Origin of the sequence: Lysinibacillus sp. RS10, assembly GCF_041956855.1 — a bacterium.
Taxonomy (GTDB): domain Bacteria; phylum Bacillota; class Bacilli; order Bacillales_A; family Planococcaceae; genus Lysinibacillus; species Lysinibacillus xylanilyticus_A.
This window is the reverse complement of the sequence record NZ_CP167122.1, coordinates 1,019,521-1,046,331: the sequence shown is the minus strand read 5'-3', so window position 1 is coordinate 1,046,331 and position 26,811 is coordinate 1,019,521. Positions and strand designations below refer to the sequence as shown.

Annotated in this window: 19 protein-coding genes, 1 riboswitch and 1 other annotated feature; of the genes, 5 read left to right on the top strand and 14 right to left on the bottom strand. The window is 38.3% G+C overall.

The window, feature by feature from the left end:
- Nucleotides 1–10 precede the first annotated feature (10 nt).
- Together asnB and ACB089_RS05445 are read right to left on the bottom strand one after the other, a co-directional pair.
- Nucleotides 11–1,858 (bottom strand): asparagine synthase (glutamine-hydrolyzing), encoded by a 1,848-nt coding sequence (gene asnB, locus ACB089_RS05450; RefSeq protein ID WP_374965583.1) that lies wholly within the window; start codon nucleotides 1,856–1,858, stop codon nucleotides 11–13.
- Between the two features lie 208 nt (nucleotides 1,859–2,066).
- Complete coding sequence (locus ACB089_RS05445) at nucleotides 2,067–2,216, bottom strand: hypothetical protein (RefSeq protein ID WP_374965582.1); 150 nt, start codon at nucleotides 2,214–2,216, stop codon at nucleotides 2,067–2,069.
- Between the two features lie 320 nt (nucleotides 2,217–2,536).
- Between ACB089_RS05445 and ACB089_RS05440 the strand changes: the two genes are divergently transcribed.
- Nucleotides 2,537–3,787: an NAD(P)/FAD-dependent oxidoreductase gene (locus tag ACB089_RS05440; protein ID WP_374965581.1), complete on the top strand. Its 1,251-nt coding sequence runs from the start codon at nucleotides 2,537–2,539 to the stop codon at nucleotides 3,785–3,787.
- Nucleotides 3,788–4,017: 230 nt separating this feature from the next.
- Here ACB089_RS05440 and ACB089_RS05435 read toward each other — a convergent pair whose 3' ends face one another.
- The 7 genes from ACB089_RS05435 to ACB089_RS05405 all read right to left on the bottom strand — a co-directional run bounded on the left by ACB089_RS05435 (nucleotide 4,018) and on the right by ACB089_RS05405 (nucleotide 16,457).
- The gene (locus ACB089_RS05435; RefSeq protein ID WP_368638199.1) at nucleotides 4,018–4,710 is read right to left on the bottom strand and encodes an AIM24 family protein; all 693 of its coding nucleotides are present in this window, start codon (nucleotides 4,708–4,710) and stop codon (nucleotides 4,018–4,020) included.
- A 398-nt stretch (nucleotides 4,711–5,108) separates the two neighbouring features.
- Nucleotides 5,109–6,380: an OFA family MFS transporter gene (locus tag ACB089_RS05430; protein WP_374965580.1), complete on the bottom strand. Its 1,272-nt coding sequence runs from the start codon at nucleotides 6,378–6,380 to the stop codon at nucleotides 5,109–5,111.
- A 1,574-nt stretch (nucleotides 6,381–7,954) separates the two neighbouring features.
- The gene (leuS, locus tag ACB089_RS05425) at nucleotides 7,955–10,372 is read right to left on the bottom strand and encodes a leucine--tRNA ligase (protein WP_374965579.1); all 2,418 of its coding nucleotides are present in this window, start codon (nucleotides 10,370–10,372) and stop codon (nucleotides 7,955–7,957) included.
- Between the two features lie 87 nt (nucleotides 10,373–10,459).
- Nucleotides 10,460–10,671 (bottom strand) — a binding site (T-box leader).
- Between the two features lie 129 nt (nucleotides 10,672–10,800).
- The gene (dhaK, locus tag ACB089_RS05420) at nucleotides 10,801–12,552 is read right to left on the bottom strand and encodes a dihydroxyacetone kinase subunit DhaK (protein WP_374965578.1); all 1,752 of its coding nucleotides are present in this window, start codon (nucleotides 12,550–12,552) and stop codon (nucleotides 10,801–10,803) included.
- 397 nt (nucleotides 12,553–12,949) lie between these two features.
- Nucleotides 12,950–14,716 (bottom strand): SulP family inorganic anion transporter, encoded by a 1,767-nt coding sequence (locus tag ACB089_RS05415; RefSeq protein WP_374965577.1) that lies wholly within the window; start codon nucleotides 14,714–14,716, stop codon nucleotides 12,950–12,952.
- 44 nt (nucleotides 14,717–14,760) lie between these two features.
- Nucleotides 14,761–15,129: an ArsR/SmtB family transcription factor gene (locus tag ACB089_RS05410; RefSeq protein WP_374965576.1), complete on the bottom strand. Its 369-nt coding sequence runs from the start codon at nucleotides 15,127–15,129 to the stop codon at nucleotides 14,761–14,763.
- 146 nt (nucleotides 15,130–15,275) lie between these two features.
- Entirely contained in the window at nucleotides 15,276–16,457 is a 1,182-nt protein-coding gene (locus ACB089_RS05405; RefSeq protein ID WP_374965575.1) for an MDR family MFS transporter, read from the bottom strand.
- A gap of 325 nt (nucleotides 16,458–16,782) precedes the next feature.
- On the opposite strand from ACB089_RS05405, the gene ACB089_RS05400 reads away from it, so the two are divergent.
- Both ACB089_RS05400 and ACB089_RS05395 read left to right on the top strand, forming a co-directional pair.
- Complete coding sequence (locus ACB089_RS05400; protein WP_374965574.1) at nucleotides 16,783–17,739, top strand: TIGR01212 family radical SAM protein; 957 nt, start codon at nucleotides 16,783–16,785, stop codon at nucleotides 17,737–17,739.
- The gene (locus ACB089_RS05395) at nucleotides 17,736–18,314 is read left to right on the top strand and encodes a class I SAM-dependent methyltransferase (RefSeq protein ID WP_374965573.1); all 579 of its coding nucleotides are present in this window, start codon (nucleotides 17,736–17,738) and stop codon (nucleotides 18,312–18,314) included. Before ACB089_RS05400 ends, ACB089_RS05395 begins: the two co-directional genes overlap by 4 nt.
- Nucleotides 18,315–18,443: 129 nt before the next feature.
- On the opposite strand, the gene ACB089_RS05390 is transcribed toward ACB089_RS05395, so the two are convergent.
- The 4 genes from ACB089_RS05390 to ACB089_RS05375 form a co-directional block, all read right to left on the bottom strand.
- The gene (locus tag ACB089_RS05390; protein WP_375122133.1) at nucleotides 18,444–18,671 is read right to left on the bottom strand and encodes a hypothetical protein; all 228 of its coding nucleotides are present in this window, start codon (nucleotides 18,669–18,671) and stop codon (nucleotides 18,444–18,446) included.
- A complete protein-coding gene (locus tag ACB089_RS05385) occupies nucleotides 18,632–18,820 on the bottom strand; it encodes a hypothetical protein (protein ID WP_374965571.1) in 189 nt (62 codons plus the stop codon). The genes ACB089_RS05390 and ACB089_RS05385 overlap by 40 nt, the downstream gene beginning before the upstream one ends.
- A 239-nt stretch (nucleotides 18,821–19,059) precedes the next feature.
- Nucleotides 19,060–20,568: an alanine/glycine:cation symporter family protein gene (locus ACB089_RS05380; RefSeq protein WP_374965570.1), complete on the bottom strand. Its 1,509-nt coding sequence runs from the start codon at nucleotides 20,566–20,568 to the stop codon at nucleotides 19,060–19,062.
- Nucleotides 20,569–20,966: 398 nt separating this feature from the next.
- Nucleotides 20,967–21,773: an alpha/beta hydrolase gene (locus ACB089_RS05375; RefSeq protein WP_368638189.1), complete on the bottom strand. Its 807-nt coding sequence runs from the start codon at nucleotides 21,771–21,773 to the stop codon at nucleotides 20,967–20,969.
- A 136-nt stretch (nucleotides 21,774–21,909) separates the two neighbouring features.
- Here ACB089_RS05375 and ACB089_RS05370 point away from each other — a divergent pair, with 136 nt between their 5' ends.
- Complete coding sequence (locus tag ACB089_RS05370; RefSeq protein WP_374965569.1) at nucleotides 21,910–22,428, top strand: gamma carbonic anhydrase family protein; 519 nt, start codon at nucleotides 21,910–21,912, stop codon at nucleotides 22,426–22,428.
- Between the two features lie 173 nt (nucleotides 22,429–22,601).
- Here the strand turns inward: ACB089_RS05370 and metK are convergent, their stop codons facing one another.
- Nucleotides 22,602–23,798 (bottom strand): methionine adenosyltransferase, encoded by a 1,197-nt coding sequence (gene metK / locus ACB089_RS05365; protein ID WP_368638187.1) that lies wholly within the window; start codon nucleotides 23,796–23,798, stop codon nucleotides 22,602–22,604.
- Between the two features lie 366 nt (nucleotides 23,799–24,164).
- Nucleotides 24,165–24,282: riboswitch (SAM riboswitch) on the bottom strand.
- 747 nt (nucleotides 24,283–25,029) lie between these two features.
- Between metK and pckA the strand changes: the two genes are divergently transcribed.
- Nucleotides 25,030–26,616, top strand: a complete 1,587-nt coding sequence (gene pckA, locus ACB089_RS05360; RefSeq protein ID WP_374965568.1) for a phosphoenolpyruvate carboxykinase (ATP) — start codon at nucleotides 25,030–25,032, stop codon at nucleotides 26,614–26,616.
- Nucleotides 26,617–26,811: the final 195 nt, after the last annotated feature.

Genomic DNA, 26,811 nt, shown 5'->3' with positions numbered 1-26,811 from the left:
TACTTCCCTATTACATGTCTACGAAAAATTGTTTATACCATACTAAGAACACATAAGTTGTCCAAATATAACGTCCACGATTCGCTTGTCCTTCATAGTGCTCATCTAGATAGCCTACTAATTGTTTTGTATCAAAGAATTCATTGGCAAAGTCAGTTGTAAACATTTCTTTTACCATCTTGTAATACTTTTCTTCACGTAGCCAGTGACGAATTGGCACTGGGAAGCCAAGTTTTGGACGTTTTGCCCATTCTTCTGGCAATTCCTGATGTGCTGCTTGACGAAGAACATATTTCGTATCAATGTCATTTACGCGGTATCTCGATGGAATGTTTTTCGCTAATTCCATCACTTCTTTATCTAAAAATGGTACACGTAATTCGATAGAATGAGCCATACTCATTTTATCTGCTTTTAATAAAATATCACCTGGCATCCAAAGATTTAGATCAAGATACTGCATTTTAGTAACATCATCATCACCTGGTACTTCATCGTAAATACGTTTTGTAATCGATTTTACAGATGGACCATTTTTATAGTCTGGTTTTAAGACATTTAATGCATCTTCTTCATCCCACACAACCGCTTCACCAATAAAGCGTTCTTCTACTGTTTGACCACCTTTAACAAGGAAGTGCGTGTATTGATTTTTAGGTAACGCCTCTGCAATACCACGTAATGCTTTACGAATACCAAATGGGACTTTCTCATATTTTTGCATTTTGCCTGAGTTTTGGTACCATGAGTAGCCACCAAAAATTTCATCCGCACCTTCACCCGAAAGTACAACTGTTACATCCTTCGAAGCTAACTCAGAAAGGAAGTAAAGCGGTACTGAAGATGGATTCGATTGAGGCTCGTCCATATGCCACTGAATTTTTGGTAATGCTTCAAAACACTCATCTGCCGAAATATATTTACGCTCATTTTGAATATCTAATGTATCAGATAAATCTTTTGCTAAGTTTGTTTCATTAAACATATCTTCGTAGTCAGAGAAACCAACAGAGAAGGATTTATCAGGGCGTAATAATGAAGTAATATAACTTGAATCAATACCACCTGATAAGAAAGAACCAACCTTTACATCACTTATTTGATGCGCATCTACTGATTCTCTTACTGTTGTGCGAATGTCCTCAACATATTTTTCAATAGGAGCTTCTTTTGCATGGAATTTTTTATCCCAATACTGCACAATTTTCTTTTGCCCATTTTGAATAAGCATATAGTGTGCTGGTTGTAATTTGTACACACCTTTAAAGAACGTTTCGTCCATTGAAGAATATTGGAACGTTAAATAAGGACGTAGCGCATTTTTATTTAATTCTTTAATAAATGCTGGGTGTGGTAAAAATGATTTAATTTCTGAACCGAAAATAAAAGTACCATCTGTTGTATTTTCTGTATAATACAGTGGCTTAATACCAAAACCATCACGAGCGATGAATTGTAAATCATTCTTTTTATCCCAAATACAGAATGCGAACATTCCGCGAAGTTTTTTGACAAATTCTACTCCGTATTCAACATAACCATAAATAATAACTTCACTATCAGAGTGTGTTTTAAAATTGTGTCCTTTTGCAATTAAATCAGCACGTAACTCTTGGAAATTAAAAATTTCTCCATTAAATACGAGAACGATATTACCATCCGCACTGTATAACGGTTGATTTGCCACGTCTGATAAGTCGATAATACTTAATCGACGGAATCCTAAAGTTACTTTATCGTCACTGTGAATCCCGCCACTGTCTGGTCCACGGTGAATAATTGTATTCATCATATTTTCGATCGTTTGATGATGATCGATCACATTTGTTCCATTAATATAGCCTATAAATCCGCACATTCTATTTTTCACCTCATAATTTAGTGCATAACCTTTACCATAATAGCATGAAAAGACATTCATTTCATGCAGACAATACAGATAAAGCAAAACTTTCATCAGTGAGGTTATTCTACACCGATTATTCGTTCAACTAACTAGCGCTTTATCTCTCTTAAAAACACTTCAATTTTCTAATTTTCATCTAAAATTTACACATGAAAGCTTATCACCGTAACGTGGGGTTGATTTCCGTTTCGACTGGGCGCTTTGTTGCTGCCGCTTCGCTTTCGCACAGATAAAACATTTGTTGCTGCCGCTTCGCTTTCGCACAGATAAAACATTTGCCGCTGACGCTTCGCTTTCGCACAGAAAACATCCGCTTCGCTCCAGGGTCTCGGGGCAACACGATGTTGGTCACGAAGGCGTTATCACAGGACGTGATGTTCTTAGCCTTCGTTCCTCTATCGCTGATCCCCAAGGAGTCGCCCAGTCTCCACTCCAATCAACTTATATACATAGCATATGTTTAAACAAATGTTATTTCCAACTTTTGATGATAAGCCACTGCATTAAAGTAGAAGATAGAAAATTATAAAACACTTTTGTGTTATTTTCAATGTGAAAGAAGCCCCTCTATATAGACTTCATGTATAATAGGAAAGATTCCTAATTTGAAGAGAAAGTGAGTTTTAATATATGTACGATGTTATCGTTATCGGTGGTGGCCCATCAGGTTTAATGGCCGCTATCGCTGCTGGAGAGCGTAAAAAGAAAGTACTATTGCTAGAAAAAGGGACAAAGCTCGGTAAAAAATTGGCCATTTCTGGCGGTGGTCGTTGTAATGTTACCAATCGTTTACCTGTAGAAGAAATAGTCAAGCACATCCCTGGAAATGGTCGTTTTCTTTACAGTCCTTTTACGGTTTACAACAACGAAGATATTATTGCATTTTTCGAAGGACTTGGCGTTGCATTAAAGGAGGAAGATCATGGGCGTATGTTCCCCGTGTCTAATCGCGCTCAAGATGTGGTCGATACTCTTATTCGTCAACTTCAGCGGCTACATGTTGAAGTACGCTTAAACACACCAGTTAATAAGCTTCTTATGGATGAGGACAAAATTCTCGGTGTACGCCTTACAGATGGTACTGAAATTCGCAGTGAGTCCGTAATCATTGCCGTTGGTGGAAAAGCTGTTCCACAAACAGGTTCGACAGGAGATGGTTATCCATGGGCAGAACGTGCTGGTCATACAATCACAACACTTTTCCCTACTGAGGTCCCTGTTATATCAAAAGAGGATTTTATTCAAGCTCGTGAACTACAAGGGCTAGCGTTACGAGATGTCGCTGTTTCCGTTTTAAACAAAAAGGGCAAGGTACTTATAACCCATCACATGGATATGCTATTTACGCATTTCGGAATAAGTGGCCCTGCTGTATTACGCTGTAGTCAATTTGTCGTTAAAGAATTAATGAAAACAGGTTACGAGCCTGTGACAATGCGTATTCAAACACTTGTTGATTATAATGAAGAAACGTGCCTGCAATATTTAAACAGACTTATTAAAGAAGACCCGAAAAAAGCGGTAAAAAATGTGTGGAAAGGAATTGCGCCTGAACGCTGGTTGTTATTTTTATGTGAACGTGCGGATATCGATGTACAAATGACAGGCATTGAATTATCACAGGAAAAAATTCGCAACTTAGCTAGACTACTTGTCAACTTCACAATGTCGGTTAGTAGTACGCAGTCTCTTGAAAAAGCATTTGTCACTGGGGGTGGAGTTTCTGTTAAAGAGATTGAACCAAAGACAATGGCCTCGAAGAAAAAGGATGGGTTATTTTTCTGCGGAGAAATCCTTGATATTCACGGCTACACAGGTGGCTATAATATAACGTCTGCACTCGTTACAGGACGTATCGCAGGGATGAACGCAGCACTGTAATATTACTGTATCGCGGACTTCTATCAGCGAACTTTCGGGAGTTATCAGCGATTTTAAGTCTTTTATCAGCGATTTCCTGCAAGTTATCAGCGATTCTGGGCTTTTATCAGCGATTTCCTGTAAGTTATCAGCGATTCTGGGCTTTTATCAGCGATTTCCTGTAAGTTATCAGCGATTCTAGATCTTCTATCCATTAAAAAAGCGTGTCCTAAAAATATGGACACGCTTTTTTAGCTTTCTTTAGACACATATACTTCCTCAAACGGCTGAATGATGACAAATCCTTCACCTGAAAATGCCATTTGAATAGATTCACCACTACCGCGTCCGATAAACGTACGGAAGCTAATATCTGTTTTAAATTCTGGTTTCAAATTGCCTGACCATGCTACTGTTGCATGTGGGTCCGTATAAACCGTTTCACCAGGCTTCACTAACAAGGTAAGCGGTTCAAAATGAGTTGTAATAGCTACCTTCCCTTTTCCTTGTAACGTTACATTAAACAACCCACCTGACATGACTCCAGCCATTTTACGCATTAAATGAATATCCCATTCTATACTCGGTTCAAATGCGAGTAAGTCATTACCATTGACACAAATACTTTCACCCTTTAAATCGAAGATCGTTATTTTTTTTCCTTGATCGGCTAAGTACAGTCGCCCTTTCCCATTCGCTTTCATAAGTTGTATACCTTCGCCTGTTAATGCCTTTTTAAACATTTTACCTAATCCATGCTCCAACACACGCTCACGCTCAAACTTAATATCGCCTATGTAGGAAATCATTGCGCCCATTTTTGACCATACTTCACCATCTAGATTGACCTCTAATACACGTTCAGTTTCTAACTCGAAATATTCATTTTCGTTGTCGTCCTGTTGTGTTTTATTGACAAATTCATCTAAAGAAAATTTACCCATTCCAATTCCTCCCTTTTTTTATTATATACGTTTAAACCAATGAAAAGATTCAATTCATTTTAATCCCTCTTGAATTTCGCACTCTAACTAAACTTACAAACTTTATCGTTAACGGTTGTGCCTAAATATTTCTGACAAATACATCCCCAATTCTAGGTCCCCCCTTAAAGATTGATTAATGAGCCCTGCATTTACTTTTCGTTACAAAAATTCTCTTTTGGTAGCAAAATCACTTTATTTCCCGTAATGATATTGACATCAGACAACAGCTGTTATACATTAAACAAAGATTAATCGAGTGTTATATAACACCAGCTACAAAAAAAGACCATACAAGCGTCATGTGCGAAATGACACTCATATGGCCAATACCTTCAAGTGCGAATTGAAAGTAAAATTTATCGTGTAGCGGAGACGTCTCCAACCTTTTGAGAAGCTTCTTTTAATGCTGTTTGTTTACGTACATCGGCACGTAAAGTTATTGAAATTATTAATGAGGCTGCAATTAATCCTGTAAACACATAGAATACTGGAATATAACTTCCATAAGCATTTTTAATTGCGCTTACTAAAAGTGGTCCAAAAACTCCACCTAATGACCATGTCGTTAATAAATAACCATGTATAACACCAAGTTGCTTCGTACCGAATAAATCACTTGCAAATGCAGGTAAATTCGAGAAGCCTCCACCATAGCAACTAACAACTAAGAAAATAAGTGCTTGGAAAATAATAGCGTTTGTTGTATATGGTAAGACGATAAATGTAACTAGCTGTATGATAAAGAAAATTACAAAGACGTTAGAACGACCAATATAGTCAGACACAGCAGCCCATACTAAACGACCACCACCATTAAATAATCCCATAATTCCTACCATTGCTGCGGCTCCCGCAACTGATAATCCTACAATTTCCTGAGCCATTGGAGATGCAACAGAAATCATCATAATACCTGCTGTTACGTTTACTAAATGCATCGCCCATAGCATCCAGAAATGCTTAGTTCTTACAGCTTCACGCGCTGACATGACAGCTAAATCTTTTTTCACAACTTCTTTCCCATTGTTTGCAGCAGCCTTCATATTCGCTGGCATATAACCAGGTGCAGGCGGCACTATATATAAAGCCCCTAAAATCATTAACGTGAAATAACTTGCCCCTAAAATAAAGTACGTTGTAGAAATACCCACAGCCTCCATTAAGTTAGCTGCGACAGGTGCTGTAATGAGTGCCCCTGATCCAAACCCAAGTACAGCCATACCTGTTGCCAAACCACGACGGTCTGGGAACCATTTAACTAATGTCGATACAGGTGAAATATAACCAATACCCATACCCAACCCACTTAGTAAACCATATGTTAACCAGTACATTGTTACGGAATCCATTTCAATCGCTAGACCAGCACCAGCTTGTCCTGCTCCAAATAGAACAGCTGCAATCATCGCAGATTTACGTGGCCCCATTTTCTCTACTAAGCTACCAAATAATGCTGCGGAAGAACCCGCAAGCCCCATCATTATTGTAAAGGCAACCGTTACGTTTGTTTCACTCCATCCCATCTCTGTGACAATCGGTAGCTTATATACACTGTATGCATATGCTCCACCGATCGAAAGATGAATAGCGATTGCGGATAATGCAATTAACCATCTATTTTTATTCATAAATTCTCTTTTCTCCCCTCTTTTGCTACCTGTGAAAGTTTTATGAACGTCCATGTAAAACAATTTACCATTTAGAATTATTCAAATGCAAGATGTTTTTCAAAAAAATATTATTTCCCCAAAAAGTTTTTTATTTTTCACCCTTGTTATATTACATCGAAAACCCTACAACCTCTAAGTAAATAGCTGTTTATTAAAGGAAAACCACAACACTTTTTAGCTAATATTACTTTTCCACACTATTACCTCAGTTCGTAATAATTATTCTGATATAATTAAATTTGTGCATATTTTCACATTCAAACAATGTATAGTTCATATTTTTCTGACTCACTTATTTTTTTCGCCCTTCTCATAAATCATAATCGAATATTAAATAGGTAGAAATATTAAGAATAAAAGAGAATTTTAAAACCTAAACAAAAGAAATTTGCCACACAAAAAGAAACCAAAAAATAATATTAAATGATATTTTTAACTTTTATTAAATTTCCACTTCAATAAACCAAATCCATATTGTGCATATTTCAAGTTAGATGATCAGTACCTATTCATTTTTATTATTCAAATATATATATTTTCTTTCAATAGAAATTGTGTCATCCTTATTTAACTATGGCTAGTGATGTTATTTAAACCTAAAAGCAACTATTCCAATTAGTTTTCATCAAATACATTTGTTATAGCGCGCAAATGAAAATTTTACTTTTTAACTAATATTGTATTAAAGCAAATTATTAATTTTATAATAGATTTCAACTTCAAATAATAGGAATTTTATTAACGAAATGACTTTATAGGAGATGCGCTAGCTTGTTGGAGTGCGCGTTGTCGTAAATTTTTGAGGGCTCTTCAGGGGGCTATCTATTAGGGGTTGTTACATCAACTGTATCAGTAGCTATTAGGAATTACTGGTTTGTCGATTACTAATTCAGCGCAGGTAAAGTAGGAATCAATACCAACCGAACTAGCATGCTTAGGCTTTTTATCACACATACCTTAACTCCTGTCACAGTTAATCGAACAGCTGTCTATCAATAGAAAAGTGCTAGAATTTTATATCTTGTGTCCTATCATATTGGCGTTGCTTTGGGGAGTACATTGGTCGCTTTTCAAATGGCCGGGAATTGTCATTATTAAGATTTTCTGGCTTATCACCAAAAGTTGTGGATGACATTTGTTAAAACATATACTATGTAAATAAGTTGATTGGAGTGGAGGCTGGGTGACTCCTTGGGGATCAGCGTCACAGATGAGACCCTGGAGCGAGCAACGCGAGTGAAGCGGCTCATCGGACGCCCCCAGGAAAGCGCCCAGTCGGAACGGAAATCAACCACACGTTTTGGTGATAAACCGATTTTCTTCCTATAATATATACTTATATTACATTACGCAAGAAAGCTCAAAAAAAATAAATAATGTCAGGTGTGTTGATTAGGAAAAAATAGGTTAATTATTGAGTAATAATATGATTTTTCATTACTATTTTGCTGATATATTCTCATTTTCAACTGATTGCAGCGGTTTCAGTATAAAAGAAAAAAGTGCCCAAATTTTGGACACTTTTATCATGATTATTTAACTACGATGTTAACAAGCTTGCCTGGGATAACAATGATTTTTACTAAGTCTTTGCCTGCCATATACTCTTGTACTTTGTCATCTGCAAGTGCTACTTTTTCGATTTCCTCTTTTGAAGCATCTTTTGCTACGATGATTTTGGCACGTACTTTGCCGGCAACCTGAACTGCGACTTCCACTTCATCATCAACAAGTTTAGACTCGTCATATGTTGGCCATTGCTCATATGAAAGTGTTGCATCATGACCTAATAGCTGCCATAACTCTTCTGCAACGTGTGGAACCATTGGAGCTAGCATCTTCACAAAGCCTTCCGCGTAAGCTGTCGGAATAACATCCGCTTTGTAGCAATCGTTAATGAATACCATCATTTGTGAAATAGCTGTATTAAAGCGAATACCTTCATAATCCTCTGTCACTTTTTTCACAGTTTGATGGTATGATTTTTCAAGTGTTTTATCATCAGAAACTTGGATTTTCGCAGCGATTGTTCCATCTTCTTCATTGATAAATAGACGCCAAATACGATCTAAGAATCGACGTGCTCCGTCCAAACCATTTGTTGACCATGCAACAGATGCTTCCAGTGGACCCATGAACATTTCATAGAGACGTAAAGTATCAGCACCGTGTGAAGAAATGATTTCATCAGGGTTAACGACATTGCCCTTTGATTTAGACATTTTTTCATTACCTTCACCAAGAATCATCCCTTGGTTAAATAATTTGTGGAATGGCTCTTTCGTGTGTACAACACCTAAATCGTATAGCACTTTATGCCAGAAGCGAGCGTATAGTAAGTGTAATACCGCATGCTCTGCTCCACCAATATAAATATCAACTGGTAACCAGCGTTTAAGTAACTCAGGGTCTGCAATTGCTTCTTTATTTGTTGGGTCAATATAACGTATGAAGTACCAGCTAGAACCTGCCCATTGTGGCATCGTGTTCGTTTCGCGACGACCTTTTTTGCCTGTTTCAGGGTCAACAACATTTACCCATTCAGAAATATTTGCTAGTGGAGATTCACCAGTACCTGAAGGACGAATATTATCTGTTTTTGGTAGCACTAATGGTAATTCGGATTCTGGTACTGGCGTCGTTGTACCATCTTCCCAATGAATCATAGGAATTGGCTCTCCCCAGTAACGTTGACGAGAGAATAACCAGTCGCGAAGACGATAAGAAATCTTCTTCTCCCCTACTCCTTTTTCCTCAAGCCATTCAATTGCCTTAGCAATACCGTCCTCTTTGTTTAAGCCATCAAGGAAGTCAGAGTTGATGTGCTTACCATCTCCTGTGAATGCTTCTTTGCTAATGTCGCCACCTTCAAGCACAGCAGTAATTTCTAAGCCAAACTCTGTTGCGAATTCATAGTCACGTTCATCATGTGCTGGAACCGCCATAATTGCGCCAGTACCGTATGTTGCTAATACGTAGTCCGCAATCCAAATCGGCATTTTTTTACCGTTAATAGGATTAACTGCGTAGGCACCCGTAAATACGCCAGTTTTTTCTTTCGCTAAATCTGTACGCTCTAAATCAGATTTCATTTTTACTTTTTCTAAATAAGCTTCTACAGCTTGGCGTTGTTCAGCAGTTGTAATTTGCTCCACTAATTTATGCTCAGGTGCAAGAACACAGTATGTAGCACCAAATAATGTATCAGGACGAGTTGTAAACACTGTGAAGTTTTCATCTGTGCCATCAATGCTAAATATTACTTCTGCACCCTCAGAGCGACCAATCCAGTTACGTTGCATATCTTTAATAGACTCTGGCCAATCAACTTCCTCTAAGTCGTCGATTAAACGATCTGCATAGGCAGTAATTTTAAGCATCCATTGCTTCATCGGACGACGTTCTACTGGATGACTACCACGCTCTGACTTTCCATCAATAACCTCTTCGTTTGCAAGTACTGTTCCAAGTGCTGGGCACCAGTTTACAGCCACTTCATCTACATACGCTAAGCCTTTTTTATAAAGTTGGATAAAAATCCACTGTGTCCATTTATAATATTCTGGGTCTGTAGTGTTAATTTCGCGATCCCAATCATAGCTAAATCCTAACTCTTGAATTTGACGCTTAAATGTCGCAATATTTTTCGCCGTAAATTCTGCTGGGTCATTCCCTGTATCAAGTGCATATTGCTCTGCTGGTAAACCAAATGCATCCCACCCCATTGGATGTAGAACATTATAGCCTTGCATACGTTTAAAGCGTGAAAGGATGTCTGTCGCTGTATAACCTTCCGGGTGTCCTACGTGAAGACCTGCGCCTGATGGGTATGGGAACATATCTAACGCATAAAATTTTGGTTTATCCGTTTCATTTTCAGTTTTGAAAGTTTTATTATCGGCCCAATATTGCTGCCACTTTTTTTCGATTTGTAGATGATTAAAACTCACGATTTTTCCTCCTTCGAATTTGTAATATTACTCTTCATAATAATTGACAAAATATTTAAAAAATAAAAAAACTCGTCCCTTTCTATAGAAAGGGACGAGAGAATTCGTATCTCCCGCGGTACCACCCAAATTAGTGATCACACTCGGCTTTAGCTTCCTTAACGCGGAAGGAACGGCACGCGCTGTTTCACGCGGGCAGACTCAGAAGGCGAGTTCAATTTGCTTTCCTACTAGCTCCCACCAACCGCTAGCTCTCTAAAAAGAAACACAAATTTACTATTCCTCATCACTGTCTTTTCATGTATTGCATTTATTCTAATGGAAAGTACTGAAAAGCACAAGGCTTTGTTTACATACTACCCATTATTGAACAATTCAATCCCTAAAGGTAGCAAGACCCGAAATACATTGTGTCCATAGAGCTCGCATTATTTTAAACTATGAGAAAGCTCCGTAAAAATAACCCCTAGCGCATATGCACCAGCATCCGGATATCCTAGGCTTCTTTCACCAACTGTACCAGCACGACCCATTCGAGCAACGATTTCTTTTGTATATTCCGCTCCTTTAACAGCAGCCTCTGCCCCGTTTTCAAAAGCTGTTTTAATATCCGTACCAGCTGCAGCGCTTTCTAACCAAGCATTTATACAAGGTACAAACGCATCTACAAGCGTTTTATCGCCTACCTCTGCTCCTCTTCCGAAAGAGCGCTCACCGACAGACTGTATACCTTTTAGTGTAGCTTGTAACATTTCAGCAAACTCTCCGACTGTTAATTCCATTTTTTCTTCTACAGCTTTACTTGCAGCTCGGAAAGCCCCGCCCCAAATTGGACCAGAAGCTCCTCCGCAATGTTCCATAATGATCATAGAACACGCATCCAGGAAAGTTCCAATATTTAAATGTTCTTGATTTAGAATCGAGCTCCATCCTCGTTTCAATTGCTTAAATCCTTTAGCAACACTCATTCCGAAATCGCCATCACCTGCATGGGTATCCAATTCGCAGAAAGGCACTTCGTTTTTGATAATAATTTCGCTCATTTTATCTACGAGATAAATAATATTGTTTAATGTGATTACCTCATTTTTGATGATAGCGTGTTCTTCCTCTGTTTCCGTCCCAAAGAAAACTTGCTTCTCTTCCACGTGATCATTAATATCTACGTATTCTACACTCTCAACTGGTCCATCTACCTTAAATGCAGGTGTATTACATTCTTTCGATAGTAATGCTTTCAGCTCATCATCTAGTTTCATTACTGTTAGAGAAATCCCAGCCATATCAATACTTGTCATGTAATTGCCGACAAACGTTCTATTGATTCGAATATTTCTTTTACTCAACTCTCTAGTAACTGCATTGTTAAACAGATAAAGTTCTTGCAGAGGTGTACCGCCAAATCCATTTATTAGGACAGCAATTTCATCATTTTCATGTAGTCCTAAATCTTTCATAAGATCATTTGTCATGCGGAAGGCTAATTCATCTGCAGTCATCATTTTTTCACGTTTTCTTCCTGGCTCTCCATGAATACCGACACCATATTCCATCTCATCTTCACCCAATTTGAAAGTTGGTGATCCACTAGCTGGAACCGTGCAGGAAGTTAGTGCTAAACCAATTGTTCGAACATTTGCCGCTGCTTTTTCCGCCACAGCTTTGACCTGCATCAAATCCATACCTTCTTCTGCAGCGGCACCAGCGATTTTATGTACTAACACAACTCCCGCAACACCGCGTCGTCCTACTGTATAAAGACTATCTTCTACAGCAATATCATCATCTACGCGGACATACTCTACTTGAATGCCATCCTCAGAAGCTAATTGAGCACCATTTTTAAAGTTCATAATATCTCCGCTATAATTTTTAATAATGAGCAGTGTACCTTTTTTGCTAGCTGTTGCTTTAATTGCTTGATATACCTGTATTTGTGAAGGAGAAGCAAAGACGTCACCGCATACTGCAGCGTCCAACATTCCTTTGCCGACTAACCCCGCATGTGCCGGTTCATGTCCACTACCGCCACCGCTAATTAAAGTTACCTTATTTTCATTCATTTCTTTTTTCTTAATTACTTTATATATTTTTAACAACTCAAGTTCCGGATGAGCCATAACCATCCCATTGCACATTTCCATAACGAGTGTTTCAGGTTGATTCATAATTTTCTTCATTTTTATTCCTCCTCTGTAAGCTTTGTTACATTCTTTGCAGCCTATTTCGTATCCATACTTCTATAATTATTCATAGGAGATTCCTGCTATGATATGATTCCTATTATTTGAAAGCATATTCTTAATAATTATAGTAAAATGAAAGCGTTTTATCGTAGAAGGACAAAATGAACAATTTACCTAAAGACATTCACCCTACATTAACGAATAACATTGCGGGGATGATTATAATGACCTCTCAGGCAGTTCATCTCCCACCTAACTTCTTTGCTTTCGCTAGATTTTGAGGTAGGAGACTTGTACCTAATGCTTCGCTTTCAATAAGATAAATTACTGCCCATTACGTTGGGACAAAGTGAAATTTTAATCGGTGGGGATTCTTCATCCCCACCGATTATTAGTCTTCACCAATCAGGCAGCTAGGGGCAGTTACTTTATTTACTGTCCCTTTATCGCGAGATAATTCCTGACATTCACGGAAAGCAAAGTGCTTACACCCGATACATTTATTTATATCTAAATAGCTTAAAGCTTTATTAATTGCTTCTCCTGTATGCGGATAGAAATTATCCTCACCAATCTCAGCATATAAGCCATTGTTTTGTAATGCTAATTTCAATTCATCTTGAACACCTGTAACTAAAATAGTGTCACCCTGGGCTTTAAAATTCCGGACGACATTACCAAAATATGTCTCACCTGTTGTATCCAAAAAGGGCACTTTACTCATACGTAATATCAAAACTTTTTGTTGTTGTTGAACGGAACTTACAATTGCCTCCTCAAAATTTTGAGCTGCGCCAAAGAAAAGAGGACCCTCAATTGTATAAATACTAATTTGTGGACAATCACGCTTCTGATGAACAACATGTGATTGCACTTTTCCGCTCTTTAACGAATGGTCTGGTAATACCTTTGTTACTACAAGTTTTTCGCTCATACGCTTCGCAAATAATACAACTGCTAATACAAGCCCCACCTCTACAGCTAATGTTAAGCTTGTGAAAACAGTCAGTAAAAACGTAATCATTAAGACCAGAGAATCTCCTGATTTCAATTTAAGGATATGCGCAAAATGTTTTTGCTCACTCATATTCCAAGCTACAACCATTAAAACTGGCGCCATACTAGCCAATGGGATATGTGAAGCAACTGGTGCTAATAATAATAAAGTGACTAATACAAATACGCCATGGATAACACCAGACATTGGTGATGCTGCACCTGTTTTAATATTTGTCGCAGTACGGGCAATAGCACCCGTTGCAGGAATCCCCCCAAATAAAGGGGTTACAATATTAGCAATCCCTTGACCAATAAGTTCTCGGTTACTATTATGTTTCGTATTTGTCATCCCATCCGCTACTACCGCTGATAGAAGGGATTCAATTCCACCAAGCATAGCAATCACAAATGCTGGGCCAATAAGTAGCTGAATTCGCTCGAATGTGATTTCTGGAATTGCAAAATCCGGTAATGTATTTGGAATTACTCCATAGGCTGTTGCTATTGTGGCAACTTGTCCAGAAAAAAAGATTGTTGCTACAAGTGTAGAAACAACAATGCCTGCTAACGCCGCAGGTACTTTAGGTAAAACTTTCGGTGTAATTAATATAATGACAAGACTAATAATTGCCGTGAAAACACTATAAAAACTTGTAGTATTACTATGCGTAACAATTTCTTTTATATTGTCAATAAAATACTCATGATTTTCAACATTTTTCAAACCCAAGAAATTGGCAATTTGACCTGTAAAAATAATAACAGCAATTCCAGCTGTAAAACCTATCGTCACGGGACGTGGGATAAATTTTATTAATGAGCCTAGTTTAAAAATACCCATTAAGCACAAAATAATCCCGGCCATTAATCCAGCAATTAGTAAGTTTTCATAGCCATACGAAATGACGATCCCTAGCAGAATTGGCACAAACGCCCCTGTAGGTCCCCCAATTTGATATTTCGACCCACCAAAAATAGAAATAAGTATACCAGCAATAATAGCTGTATATATGCCATACTCGGGCTTAACGCCTGACGCAATGGCAAAGGACATTGCCAGTGGTATTGCCACAATCCCGACAATAATCCCTGATATTAAATCTTTCTTTAAGTGATGAATAGAATACCCTTCATATCTCCCCGTAAACAGTGACTTCATCTATAAATCTTCCCTTCAAAAAGGTAAATGTTTCATAATAAACGCTACATATCCTCTTCATTTTCGTTAATAGCCATCTCTTCTAATCTTGTAATTGTATTTATTAAGTGATTGTTGAAAATATCCTTTGCTATACTAAGTAATTCAACAATCATCGGATCACTTAAAGAATAGTAAACTTTTTTACCCTCTTTCGTCCCATACACGATATTTTTTCCTCGTAATACACTTAATTGCTGAGAAACAGCTGAGCCCTCTTTTTCTAAGCAACTTTGAATTTCGTTGACACTTTTTTTACCATCTACTAGTAATTCCAATATTCTAATTCGCAATGGATGTGCTAAAGCTTTAAAAAAATCTGCCTTAAATTGTTGTAAGCTCTCTTCCACATATATCCCTCCACGGAACTTCATCTTTACATATTCAAATATTTGAATATGTATGATTGATTCTACGCTACAATATGTTTACTTTCAAGAGTAAATATTAAAAAACGAGCAAAAAACGTGTTTCCCACACAGTTTTTGCTCGTTTCCGGAATTTTTTTGTTATATTTATCCTATTGATCTATCACTGTTTTATCCTTTCGTAAAGGATAGTCATAGATAAGGCAGGGAATAATCGCAAACAATACAACAATTACTAGAATTAAAACAAGTGCAATCATACCAAACCGATCAACCATAATACCACCAAATAGAGGTCCAATCATACGACCTGCAGTTGCCGCACTATTGATAATCCCTTGATAAAAGCCCTGACGTCCTTTTGGTGCAAGCTGATTGGCGATAGTAGGTAAAGCAGGCGTATAAAACATTTCGCCAAACGTTAACACAACCATGGCGGCAGCAAACATTTTAAAATCACTCGCAAAGGCAATAATTCCAAAAGATAATGCGATAAGGACAATACCAAATACTAATTGCCGCTTCAATTTATTTTCCCAACGCTTCACTAGTGGTGCAATTAACGGCTGCCCTAAAACAATAAGCAGGCCATTAATAGTCCAAAGTAAGCTGTACTGTTTCAATCCTAATCCTAGATCTTGCGTATAAGAAGAAATAGTCGCACTCCATTGTGAATAAGCTAGCCAGCATAGCACAGAGGATGAACTTATAATTAATAATGCATAAAACGGTGCTTTATTAATAATTCGTTTACTTTCACTCACTACATTTTTTGGTGCAATGCTACCTTCTTCTAATCGTTTAAAAGTAAATAACGCTATAAAAAAGAACAAAATATACATGACTAAGTTGACCTTAAATACATAGTCAAACTGATAATCAGCAACAACCCCGGCAAGTGCAGGTCCAATTGCCACGCCTAAATTTTGAGCTAAATAAATGGCGTTAAAGGCCTTTCGTCCGCCCTCAGGCCACGCAGTTCCAGCTAAAGCAAACATTCCAGGGAATACGATACCCCCACTAAAGCCAAGTATCGTTAAGAACCATACATAATGTGGCCATTCGTGCCAAATCGTTAAACCAATTAATGAGGCAATCGTCAAAAGAATGCCAAACATTATTGATTTATAGCCCCCTATTCTATCAAATAAATAACCACCTAATAGATTTCCCAATACGCCGGCAGCAGAATTCAACATCAACACAAAGCCAGCCATCGCAAGCGACTTCCCTAAATAATCGTGCAAATAAATGGCGTTTAAAGGCCATAAAAAAGAGTTGCCCGTTGTGTTCACAAGCATTCCGATAATTAAAAACCACACACTTTTTGGCATAGAATGACCTCCATTATTTCGATACTCTAAATAGTTAGTTTATGTTGAAAAATACGAAAGCACAAGAAAAATAATTTTACTCTTTTTACATAGACTTAAGAATGCTTTTAATGCAGGTGTTTTTAGTATAGGTTGCGTAAAGCCCTCTATGATTTGCTCTGGTGGATGTCCTTTTCGCTCGGCTACCCCATCCATTCGCACCAGTCGTCTTATTTTTTCGCTCAACTCTCCCAGTATTAAATAGTAAAGTCCTTAATAATAAATTCTTACCTCATGACGGAACCATTGACACATGATAAAATATAGTGTTAGAGGAGTGAAATAAATGACAGAAACAAACTTTCCTTTTCCTTCAGACGGGAAAAGATATTATACATGGAATCGCTATTTACGTGAGCAATTTGGTCATAAAGTTTTTAAAGTAGCACTTGATGCAGGTTTTGACTGCCCAAACCGTGATGGTACAGTTGCCTTTGGAGGCTGTACGTTTTGTAGTGCAGCAGGTTCTGGTGATTTTGCCGGCAACAAAGTTGATCCGATCGAGGTGCAATTTGCTGAAATCCGTGACAAAATGCATCAAAAATGGAAGGACGGCAAATACATGGCCTATTTCCAGGCATATACAAATACACATGCACCACTACCAGTATTAAAGGAAAAATTTGAGGCAGCTCTAGCCCAAGAGGGTGTTGTTGGATTATCCATTGCAACTCGCCCAGATTGTTTGCCAGATGATGTCGTCGAGTATTTAGCTGAATTAAACGAACGCACATATTTATGGATTGAACTTGGACTTCAAACTGTGCATGAAAAAACAGCAAATCTCATAAACCGTGCCCACGATTATGCAACATATGTAGAAGGTGTTGAAAAGCTACGAAAGCATGGTATTCGTGTATGCTCCCACATTATTAATGGCCTTCCTCTCGAAGACTCAGACATGATGATGGAAACTGCTCGTGAAGTCGCAAAGCTTGATGTACAAGGCATTAAAATTCATTTACTGCACCTTTTAAAAGGCACGCCTATGGTTAAGCAATATGAAAAGGGTATGTTAGAATTTTTAGATCAGGATGTTTACACAAAGCTAGTAGCAGATCAACTTGAAATTCTACCACCAGATATGGTTATTCATCGTATCACAGGCGATGGACCAATTGATTTAATGATTGGTCCGATGTGGAGTGTTAATAAATGGGAAGTATTAAATGGAATTGATGCTGAACTTGAACGCCGCGGAAGCTGGCAAGGGAAATTTTATAAAGCTGAGGTTGCGAAATGAAGCTACAACGCGTTTTACAATATGCTCAACAGCTAATAAAGGATACAGTTGCTGAGGGCGATACTGTGGTGGACGCCACTGCAGGAAACGGCCATGACACATTGTTTTTAGCACAACTTGTCGGTGATGAAGGTCAAGTCTACGCCTTTGATGTTCAAAAGAGCGCAGTCGATGCAACTCTCCATCGCCTTTTAGATAATGGCTTAGAGCATCGTGCACTTGTTTTACACAGGGGACATGAAGAAATAGCCAAATATGTACACAAACAAGTAGCTGCTGCAATTTTTAATCTTGGTTATTTGCCTGGTAGTGATCATGACATTATTACAAAGCCAAATACTACGATACAAGCAATTCAGGATTTGTTAAAATTGCTCAAAGTCGGCGGTCTTATAGTCCTTGTCATTTATCACGGTCATCCGGGTGGCAAGGAAGAACGTGATACAGTGATAGAATATGTCAGTCAACTTCCCCAAAAATATGTACATGTATTAAAATACGAGTTTCTAAATCAACAAAATGATCCACCCTTTGTAATTGCTTTAGAAAAAATGAAAGATTACCCTTTAATCTAATTCATATACGCCCGAAATAAGATAAGTATTTCGGGCCTTTTTTTGAGGCTTCTCACCATAACGTGGAGTTGATTTCCGTTCCGACTGGGCGCTTTGTAGCTGTCGCTTTGCTTTCGCTACAGAAAACATTTATTGTTGCTGTCGTTGCACTTTCGCACAGATAAAACATTTGCCGCTGACGCTTCGCTTTCGCGCAGATAAAACATTTGTAGCTGACGCTTTGCTTTCGCTACAGATAAAACATTGCCGCTGACGCTTCGCTTTCGCGCAGATAAAACATTTGCCGCTGACGCTTCGCTTTCGCGCAGATAAAACATTTATTGTTGCTGTCGTTGCACTTTCGCACAGATAAAACATTTGCCGCTGACGCTTCGCTTTCGTGCAGATAAAACATTTATTGTTGCTGTCGTTGCACTTTCGCACAGATAAAACATTGTTGCTGCCGCTTCGCTTTCGCACAGACAAAACCCAGTTGCTGCCGCTACGTTAGCACTACGCTTTCGCACAGAGCAAAGCTTCCTGGGGGCGTCCGATGAGCCGCTTGGGCCGACACGATGGTGGTCACGAAGGCGTTATCACAGGACGTGATGGTTTTAGCCTTCGTTCCTCTATCGCTAATCCCCAAGGAGTCGCCCCGTCGTAACGAAGATCAACTTACTCAGAACCACCAGGATTTTATTTTATAAAAAATAAAAAGCTATCTAATAGAATATTACAATCTATTAGATAGCTTTCTCTTTATTGTCTATTTATTTTTACGTTTTTCATTATAGTCTATCCAGAAATCTGCACCTTTAATTCCTAGTTTACGAGGATCAAAAACAGGATCTTTTCCTTCTTTTTTCTGTTTCTCATAATCCTTTAATGCAACAATTGCAGGTTTCATAATAATTAAAATTGCTAAAACATTAATCCAAACCATTAGGCCCAGTCCAACATCCCCCATTGCCCAAGCAAGGTCAGATGTGCGTATAGTACCGTAGAACGAAGCAATTAAAATAGCAAATTTCGCAACCCAAATGGCGACTTTTTCTGTAGCTCCTGAGAATAGATAAGCTACATTTGTTTCGGCAATGTAGTAATATGCCATAATTGTCGTAAAAGCAAAGAAGAATAATGCAATCGCTACGAATGGACCACCAAAGCCTGGTAGTGAAGAGTCAACTGCATATTGTGTGTATGCTGCACCTTCTTTTATACTTTTCGCAAATGTTATTTGTTCATCCCCAGTTAATCCGTCTTTATTGAATTCACCAGTATAAATAAATGAATCCGTACCTTCTGCAGCTTTTTCATCCTGTACATTATACATTCCAGTAAATAAAATCATAAATGCTGTAGCTGAACAGATTAATAATGTATCAATATATACAGAAGCCGCTTGCACGATTCCTTGTTTAGCAGGATGTGATACTTCTGCTGCCGCAGCTGGATGCGCTCCTGTCCCTTGACCGGCCTCATTAGAATAAATTCCGCGTTTAACACCCCATGCAATAGCGGATCCGATTATACCACCAAAGATTTCTTGTGCACCAAATGCGCTAGAAAAAATTAATGCAATTACAGATGGTACTTCTTCAATATTCATTGCAATAATGATAAGGGCCATAAGAATATAAGCTAACGCCATGAAAGGTACTATAATCTGTGCAGCATTGGCAATCCATTTAACCCCACCGATAATAATGGCACCTAGTAATATGGCAATAATAAGTCCTGTAATCCAAGTTTCAATATCGAAAGCGTTTTCAACAGCTGTCGCAATTGCATTCGATTGAACACCCGGCATCAAGATTAACATTGCAGCTAATGCGGCAATAGCAAAAATAACTGCAAACCACTTTTGCCCCATTCCCTTTTCTATGTAATATGCGGGTCCGCCACGATATTCTGTATCTTTCTCTTCTTTATAAATTTGAGCCAACGTCGACTCAACGTAAGCAGTTGCCGCACCGATAAAGGCAATTGCCCACATCCAAAAAACAGCACCAGGTCCCCCCATCCCGATTGCTGTAGCAGTACCGGCAATATTACCTGTACCTACTCGACCAGATAATGCGATAGACATCGCCTGAAAGGATGAAATCCCCTTTTCCGATTTTTCACCTTTAAACATTAAAACAAACATATCTTTGATGTGTCTTACTTGTAGGAATCGTGTAATGATTGAAAAAAAGAGTCCAATCAATAAGATACCATAAATAAACCATGGTCCCCATAAAATGTCATTCAATGTTCCAACAATTGCTTCCATCTTACCCCTCCAATTTTGAAATTTTACTTTAAGTCATTATAGTATTACACTTTTCAGAAAATTACAACATTACCTTTGGAGATTGTTTACCAAAAGTTGGAGGTGTATTTTTTAAAAATATATGTCGTGTATGTAAGTCAATTGGAGTCGGAGCTGGACGACGCCTCGAGGAATTAGCGTCTTAGGTGAGACTCTGAGCGAGCCAGTAGAAGACGAAGGCTAATAAACGCCTTCGTGACCAACATTTGTGCTATTGCCGCTTCGCTTTCGCACATAAAACATTTGTTGCTCTAAGCGGCTCATCGGACGCTTACAGGCAAGCGCATCAGTCGGAACCCATATTTATGGTGATGAGCCATGTTAGTAACAATACGTTAGCAAGTTTTAGAGAGGCTACACTACTCTATAATGTAACCAATTCTTCGAAGAGCATTATTAATAAAATCACGTATATAAACAAAAATTTCTTCACGCTCTACTTCATGAAATAGATTATGATAACAGTTTTCCCATTCTTTGAATTGAAACTCTGTAAATTCCTGCTGATATAGCCAATTACGGGTTTGTTTAGTTTCAGTAATACTATCTTTTTCAGCTGTCATAACTAACATAGGCCTATTAGGGAATTCAGCTTTAGGCAATAACACTAAATTACGCATCATTTGCTGTAGCTCTCTATACCATTTCACAGAAACGACTGACATAAAAGAAACCTCATCCTTCATCTCATCTCTTCCTTCTACACTGCGCGTTAACGTGTTTAATGTAATTTCATGAGTCATTTTCACATTTGCTGTCAGGGCACTTAGACTAGTTAGAGCATTCGATAGTTTACCTGGCAATAGCTTTAAATTTAGCCAAGGTGAAGTTAAAATAATACCTGCGCATTCATATTTTCGCTTATGCATGGTATGTAGTAATAATGTTGCACCAAGCCCATGTCCTATTAAAAAGACAGGTAAATTATACGAAAAAGCATTCTCGATTAAATGCCTTGTATATTTGTTGTATTCTTTAAAATCTTCATCATGAACACGTGAAAACCCTACATCTACACCATGATTAGGTAAATCCCCCATGACTACGTGGAAGCCTTCCAATCTAAGTTTTTCTATAAGCCATGCATACCAGCGGTGGTTTTCATATGCACCATGAATAATAGCAACCACAGCCTTTGCTTGTCCATCAGCTTCCCATTTCCACATTTCACATAGTCCTCCTAAAAAAATAATTACACAATGATTATATCGAAATATTTCGCTCATTTTAATTTTATATTTCCATCAAGTTGCGTATTTGATACGATAATAATACATCATAGAAAGAAAAGAGGCGATTCTCATGATCTATCCATTTAAAGGGAAAACACCAAAGATCGATCCATCTGTTTTTATTGCCGATTATGCAACCGTTACTGGTGACGTTACAATAGATGCTGAAACGACAATTTGGTTTAACACAGTAATTCGAGGTGATGTATCACCAACAATTATCGGAAAACGAGTTAGTATTCAAGACCTTTGTTGTTTACATCAAAGCCCTAAATATCCACTCATTATTGAAGATGAAGTAACAGTCGGACATCAAGTAACTTTACATAGCTGTACGATTCGTAAAAATGCCTTAATAGGTATGGGCTCAATAGTATTAGACGGAGCAGAGATTGGAGAGGGTGCATTCATCGGGGCGGGTAGTCTTGTACCTCCAGGCAAAGTCATTCCTCCGAATAGCTTAGCATTAGGTCGTCCAGCAAAGGTTGTACGAGAATTAAATGCTGAAGATAAAGAAGATATGGAACGCATCGTACGTGAATATGCAGAAAAAGGTCAATACTATAAATCTCTTCAAACAAAAATATAAATAGCTATTTCAATTACATCGAAGCAGTTCCTCGTATTTTTGGACAACCAAGCCATACTTAGTTGTAATTAGAAGCTATTTTTTTGGATAAAACTATTTCAGCGGATGTTTGGACACCCGCTGAAATGAGTTAAAATAATTTTACAGCTTCTGCATTGTTTTAGCTAAACTATTTATAATCCTGCTTTTTCCATTAATGCGTCAGCTTTATCTGTTTGTTCCCAAGGTACATTTAAGTCCGTACGACCGAAATGACCATATGCTGCAGTTTGCTTATAAATAGGACGACGAAGATTAAGCATTTTTATAATCCCTGCTGGGCGTAAATCGAATAGCTCGCGTACCCATTCTACGATATCACTTTCCTTAACTTTGCCTGTCCCAAATGTATCTACAGCAATAGATACTGGTTGAGCAACACCGATTGCATAAGCAAGTTGTACTTCAGCACGTTCTGCTAAGCCTGCCGCTACGATATTTTTTGCCACATAGCGTGCTGCATATGCCGCTGAACGGTCCACCTTAGTTGCGTCCTTACCAGAGAAAGCACCTCCACCATGACGCGCATAGCCACCGTATGTATCAACGATGATTTTACGTCCTGTTAGACCAGCATCCCCTTTTGGACCACCTATTACGAAACGGCCAGTTGGGTTGATGAAATATTTAGTATTAGCATCTAGTAATTCATTTGGCACAACCGGAGCAATAACGAATTCTTTTATATCTGCTTGAATTTGTTCAAGCGTCGCTTCTTCGTCGTGCTGTGTTGAAATTACAATCGTATCTACGCGCACTGGTACATTATTTTCATCATATTCAACCGTTACTTGCGTTTTTCCATCTGGACGTAAATATGCAAGTTCGCCGGATTTACGTGCTTCCGTTAAACGACGAGCTAATTTATGCGCTAAACTAATTGGTAATGGCATAAGCTCTGGTGTTTCGTTACATGCATAACCGAACATTAAGCCTTGGTCACCTGCGCCAATTGCTTCAATGTCAGCGTCTGACATAGAGCCTTCACGCGCCTCTAAAGCTTGGTCAACACCTTGCGCAATATCAGGTGATTGCTCGCCAATCGCAACAAGTACTGCTAGGTTTTCAGCATCAAAGCCATATTTCCCACGTGTATAACCGATTTCTGCTACAGTATCACGGACGATACCTTTAATATCGACATATGTAGAAGTAGTAATTTCTCCTGCTACTAATACTAAGCCTGTTGTTACAGTTGTTTCACACGCTACACGTGCATTTGGATCTTCTGCTAAAATAGCATCTAAAATGGCATCCGAAATTTGGTCACAAATTTTGTCTGGATGTCCTTCTGTTACACTCTCTGATGTAAACAATCGACGGTTTGTCATTTAGTTTTCCTCCTATTACTCTTACAAATAAAATTTGTGAATGAATACGGTACTCATTACCCATGTCAAGTCCGTTCCTAAGGATTGAACTCTCAAGCCGTTGTTGCTGTCGTTTCACTTTCGCACAAAAAACAACCTGTTGCTGTCGTTTCACTTTCGCACAAAAACAACCTGTTGCTGTCGTTTCACTTTCGTACAAAAAAAACAGTTGCCGCTTTTAACACGAGGATTTTCGAAAGATCCGTCATTATAATAAGGAAAGGATTACACATACTTACCTTTACATTCGTTTTTTACAATAAAAAAAATCCTTTTCTCACGCTTACTTAACATGAGGAAAGGAAATAATGACTTCGTAACCTTTCACTCTTATCGTTCAAGGGCTTACCCTTGCATCAGGTTGGCACCAACGCATGTCGTGAAATAGTTCATGCAGGTTGCCGGGTTTCACAGGGCCTGACCCTCCACCAGCTCGGGATAAGAGTATCCGTTCAATATCTCATAATACGTAAAAGGTCGAACGTTGTCAAATATTTTTGCTTTATCCCTTACCAATTATGCCTCGCCATAATTGTGTCCGCTACGCTTTCAGTACAAAAATTATCTGCTGAAAGAAGTTAAAAACTATGGAATACACAAGGAATCAAAACACTTAACATTTGGATTATGCTATAATTTGAAGCACAGAGGCTTATTACCATAACGACATGGTAATAGTTTCAACAAACGTATCCTAACTTTTGGTGATAAGCCCAAAATAATCCCTACTCTCCACCTCACATCATGTGTTAACATATGTGTGACCCTTTAATCTTCATTCGACAAATGTTTTTTGTGGCGAAAGTAGATCGTCAGCTACGGAAGAATGCCATCTCATTATGTGGTGGATGAAAATAGTTATGCCCCCTTTTCAGTCGGTGACAAACTCCAACTGATAAAAACCAGCTAAAAATTTGACATCCTGTGCGAACCTCATGTTGGTCAAAAGCTTCCCAAACGCGATTCAACTTGTCGAAAGTGGTTGTGTAATCACTTGATTATAAATAGGGTAAAAAGCATTCTTAAAGCGAATAAATTAACTTTTTGTCGTTTTCTTGAAAAGTAATAAAATCTAAAAAATAATTTCTGAATTAGTATAGATTATTTAAGCAATTGTGTTATACTATTTTTGAAATTAAGAAAATCTCCCCAGACTCAAGGGAATACTATAAAAAAGGATGGTATTTAATCGATGAATTCAGTAGAAATTGCAAACGAACTGAAGGAATTATTAAACGGCGGTAACATTAATGTTCAACTTTCAGTACCACAATTAGCTGAAAAGGCAACATCTCGCGGTGAAGCTATGTTAACAGTAGATGGCGCTGTTCGTGCAGAAACTGGCAAATACACTGGTCGTTCACCTAAAGATAAATATATGGTAGAAGAAGAAAGCACAAAAGATAAAATTGACTGGGGAAAAGTAAACCAACCAATTTCTTCTGAAGTGTTCGATAACTTATATGTAAAAGTAGTAAAATATTTAAAAGAACGTGACGAATTATTCGTATTCAAGGGCTTTGCTGGTGCTGACAAAGATTCACAATTGAGCATCCAAGTAATCAATGAATATGCTTGGCACAATCTTTTCGCTCATCAATTATTTATCCGTCCAACTGCAGAAGAATTAACTTCTCATGTTGCTGACTTCACAGTAATCTCAGCTCCTAACTTTAAAGCAGACCCTGCTATCGATGGCACAGCTTCTGAAACATTCATCATTGTATCACTTGAAAAGAAAATCATCCTAATCGGTGGTACTGAATACGCTGGTGAAATCAAAAAATCTATTTTCGGTATTATGAACTACTTATTACCACAACAAGGCATCCTTTCAATGCACTGCTCAGCAAACGTTGGTGAAGCTGGTGATGTTGCATTATTCTTCGGTTTATCTGGTACTGGTAAAACTACTTTATCAGCTGATCCTGACCGTAAGCTTATCGGTGACGATGAACACGGTTGGTCTGATAATGGTGTATTCAACATTGAGGGCGGTTGCTATGCAAAAACAATTAATCTTTCTGCTGAAAAAGAACCAGAAATCTACAACGCAATCCGCTTCGGTTCTGTTCTAGAAAACGTAGCTGTTGATCCAGAAACTCGAGTTTGTGACTATGATGATGGTTCATTAACAGAAAATACTCGTGTAGCTTATCCAATCCAATACATTGAAAATATTGTTGATCCATCTGTTGCAGGTCACCCAAAAACAATCATCTTCTTAACAGCTGATGCATTTGGTGTATTACCTCCAATCAGTAAATTAACAAAAGAGCAAGCTATGTACCACTTCCTAAGCGGTTTCACATCTAAACTTGCTGGTACAGAACGTGGTGTAACAGAGCCAGAACCAGTATTCTCAACTTGCTTCGGCTCTCCATTCCTTCCACTTCCAGCAACAGTATATGCTGAAATGTTAGGTCAAAAAATTGACGAGCACGGTGCACACGTATACTTAGTGAACACTGGTTGGACTGGTGGCGAATATGGTACTGGTAGCCGTATGAAGCTTTCTTACACTCGTACAATGGTACGTGCTGCAATTGATGGCCAATTAGCTGATGTTGAAACAATTCAAGATTCAGTATTCGGCTTAAACATTCCAACTGCTGTTGAAGGTGTACCAACAGAAGTGCTTAACCCTCGTGATGCATGGGCGGACAAAGCTGCTTATGATGCGAAAGCTTCTGAACTTGCTGGTCTATTCAACGAAAACTTCAAGAAATTCTCAAATGTTTCTGAAGCCATCACTAAACTTGGTGGTCCATTAAAATAATTTACTATGCAAAGGGAACGATTTCAGTCGTTCCCTTTTTTGTATTAAAAAACAAAATATTCAAGCAAATCTTTGTGAATGTTTTAGAGTTTTAATTGAGGATACTATCCATTCCATGCTCCAATTTAGAGTAATAAAACAATTGTGCGAAAGCGGAGCGACACCAGCAACAAAGCGGCGGAAGCGGCACGATGC